Annotated in this window: 3 protein-coding genes and 2 pseudogenes; 4 read left to right on the top strand and 1 reads right to left on the bottom strand. The window is 55.3% G+C overall.

Going from position 1 to position 3,505, the window contains the following annotated elements; translation table 11 throughout:
• Nucleotides 1–26: 26 nt before the first annotated feature.
• Nucleotides 27–593: pseudogene (locus tag NG99_RS28380) on the bottom strand (DUF4158 domain-containing protein); the annotation flags it as partial.
• A gap of 25 nt (nucleotides 594–618) precedes the next feature.
• Here NG99_RS28380 and NG99_RS28375 point away from each other — a divergent pair.
• From NG99_RS28375 to NG99_RS18785, 4 genes and pseudogenes are all read left to right on the top strand, one after another.
• Nucleotides 619–867 (top strand): annotated as a pseudogene (locus tag NG99_RS28375) (helix-turn-helix domain-containing protein); the annotation flags it as partial.
• A 78-nt stretch (nucleotides 868–945) separates the two neighbouring features.
• A complete protein-coding gene (locus NG99_RS18795; RefSeq protein ID WP_034896283.1) occupies nucleotides 946–1,428 on the top strand; it encodes a PAAR domain-containing protein in 483 nt (160 codons plus the stop codon).
• Nucleotides 1,429–1,431: 3 nt separating this feature from the next.
• A complete protein-coding gene (locus NG99_RS18790; RefSeq protein WP_052130784.1) occupies nucleotides 1,432–3,291 on the top strand; it encodes a phospholipase effector Tle1 domain-containing protein in 1,860 nt (619 codons plus the stop codon).
• Nucleotides 3,288–3,494 (top strand): DUF2931 family protein, encoded by a 207-nt coding sequence (locus NG99_RS18785; protein ID WP_034896281.1) that lies wholly within the window; start codon nucleotides 3,288–3,290, stop codon nucleotides 3,492–3,494. Before NG99_RS18790 ends, NG99_RS18785 begins: the two co-directional genes overlap by 4 nt.
• The last annotated feature ends 11 nt before the right edge of the window (nucleotides 3,495–3,505 follow it).

The following is a 3,505-nucleotide window of genomic DNA, read 5'->3' as shown; positions in this document are numbered from 1 at the left end:
GATTCAATCTCCTAACCATGCACGGCAGACGGTATCATTGCCAGCCGGCTCCACAGGCGCAGCGTTGCCTTTTCCCTTACCTCTGAAATCAGCCGGGTCAACGTGGTCGCGCCGGGGAGAATAATTCGGTGCTGCATCAGCCATCCTGTCGCCAGGTCGAAAAGCAGCCCCGGACGTTCGTTGCTTATCCAGCTCCGGGTATATAAAAGACGGGTAAGACGAAAAGTTCAGGGCCAGGCAAATTCGCGATAATCATAATGCTGACGTATCAGCGCGGCATGCTCACGACGGGTATTTTCTCTCTGACCATACTCTGCCAGCACGGTGATATCGTGGATGGCGAGCTGTCTGGCAATAAAATGCCGGACGCCGGAAGGAATATGATTCATATCGGTGAGGAAGGTGCCGAGAAAACGGATGCATCCAATTTGCAGGGCAATACCCAGACGGTTGTGATCACCTCTGCTTTTTCCGATAAATTCCTTGTCTGCCTCATCAAGATGAAAATAGCGGGCCAGCTGAAGCTCATCTGGTTCACCGGTGAATCGACCATAGCTTTCAGTCTGCTCAGTGGTCAGAAAATCAACTGGCATATCGGCCTCCCTGCCTGACGGGCATTTAGTAACATTTTTGTCAGCTGTAGCCCAGGCTGAGCGGCGAAGGATACTGGAGCGTACGAATGAAGGCAGACAGGAAGCAAAGCTGAAAGGCATCCGCTTTGGCCGCAGACGCACCATCGACAGAAACAGTGTGCTGGCACTCCACGGCAAAGGAACTGGCGCAACGGATATCGCCCGGCAGCTCGGCATTGCCCGTTCTACCGTTTACAAAATACTTGAGGATGAGAAGACAGCTCTGCCAGGCTGATGGTCGCATTAAATTTTGGTTAAGTGATCCATCTGGTTACTATAGACACTTAACCCACAGGAAAAAGAGGGATTTGATATGGAACAGCAATATTCTAACGAACTGACTCCTGAATTAGCCGCCTCACTGGCGCATCCGCCATTTTCAGCTGAGAAGAAAGCTGCCATGTCTGAGGGAGCTCGTCAGACTATTGAAGAGCAGGAGGCATTCCTGCGGGAGCATCCGGTGGTGGCGATTTACCGGATCGCGGTAGACGGGGCGCTGACCCGAAGCGGCGGAGTGGTACGTGCTGCCTGGAACGGCTCTGAAATAGCGCTTGAGAGCGGGCAGAAGGTCAACGTCGCGCTGGAAGGTGATGAGGTGGTTTATCCTGACGGCACCATCGCCCGGATTGTCACCGGCAGTGGGTCGAAATTTCGGAAAGGCGGTAAAAGTATCGCGCTGGTCGGCAGCCGCCTGAGTAACGGTGACGTAATTATCAGCACCCCGCAGGCCGGATGTACGCTGAATGAGCTGAAAGGGCTGCCGATGGATGCTGATTTTTTACCGGCAGAGGGTTGAGTTATGTCGGTCAACAGAGGCTGTACCGTTCACGGTAAAAACGTCGGATTACATGGAGATAAAACCTCATCAGGGGCACAGTGCATTGCCGCCCGCCCTGGTATGTCGGTTATGGGGCTGCTGAAGCTCTATATCGGTGACAAGACTACACCCTGCCCGAAGTGCGGGGAAGTGGGAGTCATTGTGGACGGAGATCACCGGTGCTCAAACAGTGCCGCGGTTGCGGTGGACGGTGCGGAGATCCGTTGCGGATGCCCGCAGGGGACCAATTTTCTGATTGCCCCGGGTACGATCCCACAGCTTTCAGAGGCAAAAGCCAGGATGGCCCCGGTAGTCTCTCCAGAGCCGGAACAACATGCGCAGGCGGCGAAGAAAAAGAAACGGGAGATCACGCTGACGCTCGGCGTATTCTTCGACGGCACCGGCAACAATGCCGTTAACACGCAGAACATGCTGAAGGCGTATACCGCCGGTCATTACAATCTGAATGACCCGGAAGCCGAGTCCATTCTGGCAAAATGCGCCCGGGAGAACTTTGGTGTATCAGGCAGTGGTGCAACCAGCTATACCGGGTACTACACCAATATTCACTGGCTGAGCACGTTGTATAAACAAACCATATCCGGTAACGATTCAGATGTTCAGGCAGTTATCTACATTGATGGTATTGGGACCGAAGCCGGTAAACCCGACAGTAAGCTTGGACAGGGTTTTGGTATATCCGACACCGGAGTTGTTGCTAAAACTAACCACGCTGTATCTCAGTTAGTAAAAGCTATTTCAGACGCCGCAGAGGATATACGAAGCAAATCGGGCTGTGAGATTATTATAAATCGTCTTCAGTTTGACATCTTCGGGTTCAGCCGCGGTGCGGCGGCTGCCCGCCATTTTGCCAACCGTATCCAGTCCGAAGACCCTGCAATTATCAGCGCCATCCGGCAGGCCATGACGGACACGACCTTCAATGGTTCTCCTGCCGGTAAAACCCGCTTCATCGGCATTTTCGATACCGTTGCCGCCATTGGAACGCCGGTTAACGGCCTGAATCCGCACAGCGCGGATACCGGGGACGTGAAGCTCACCCTGCGTCCCGGCGTGGCGGAGAAGGTCTTTCATATCACCGCCGCAAACGAGTGTCGCTTTAACTTTGCGCTGAACAGCGTGAAACCGGCCTGGCCGGAACTGGCGCTGCCCGGCGTGCATTCGGATATCGGCGGCGGTTATCTGCCCGTCACGAAGGAGCATCTTTTTCTGACGCGGCCTGCAACGGAAACCGTACCGTACGGTCTGCCCGGTGAAAAGACGCAGGCATACCGGCAGGCCGTGGCGCAGCTGCAGGCGCTGGATAAATCGCCCTGCCTGGCCCCTCTGCTGCGGACAAACGACATTTCGGCAGAAACCTGGCATGACGACAGGCTTCCCCCGGACCGGTACGGCCAGATGCAGAAGCGCAGCTTTGCGGCGCTGACCCTGCGGGAGCGGGCCGTCAGAAACGACTGGTCCCGCGTGGTGCTGAGGGTGATGCTTGAGGCTGCACAGGAGGCCGGGGTGGTATTTGACCCTATTCAGAGTAAAGATAAAGAACTCTCTATTCCGGATGAGCTTGCGCCTCTCTGGGACAAAGCGCTGGCGATGGGGAAAGCTGCCCGTAGCGGCCAGACGCCACCGGCGCTCAGTCAGGATGAGCTGGACGTAATTGCGGAGAAGTATATTCACTGTTCGGCCAACTGGAATGCCATCGTGGTGAATACGGACGGCTTCATTCACGGAGGGGCATCGCCCTCAGAGCTGATTGGCTTTATCAACCGGCCGGATGAGCAGTGGAAACGCTCGGTCTACAGCATGGACGGGAAGAAGGTATGAAGCTGAAAGCCCTTTTTCCTCTGCTGATGCTGGTCATGATCAGCGCCTGCCGGGCAGGCGAAGCGCAGACGCCGGAGGACACCGGTGAAATGCCCTACGGTGAGATTGATTTTGCATTTTTCACCCCCCGGGCATTACCGGCGGTGGTGACGAAAGCGCTGATTATCGACAACGAAAAGGTGGTATCCACTTACAGAACGTAGCGCCCCAGAGG

This window comes from Erwinia typographi (genome assembly GCF_000773975.1).
In the GTDB taxonomy this organism is placed as follows: Bacteria; Pseudomonadota; Gammaproteobacteria; order Enterobacterales; family Enterobacteriaceae; genus Erwinia; species Erwinia typographi.
This window is presented reverse-complemented; position numbering and strand designations above follow the sequence as displayed.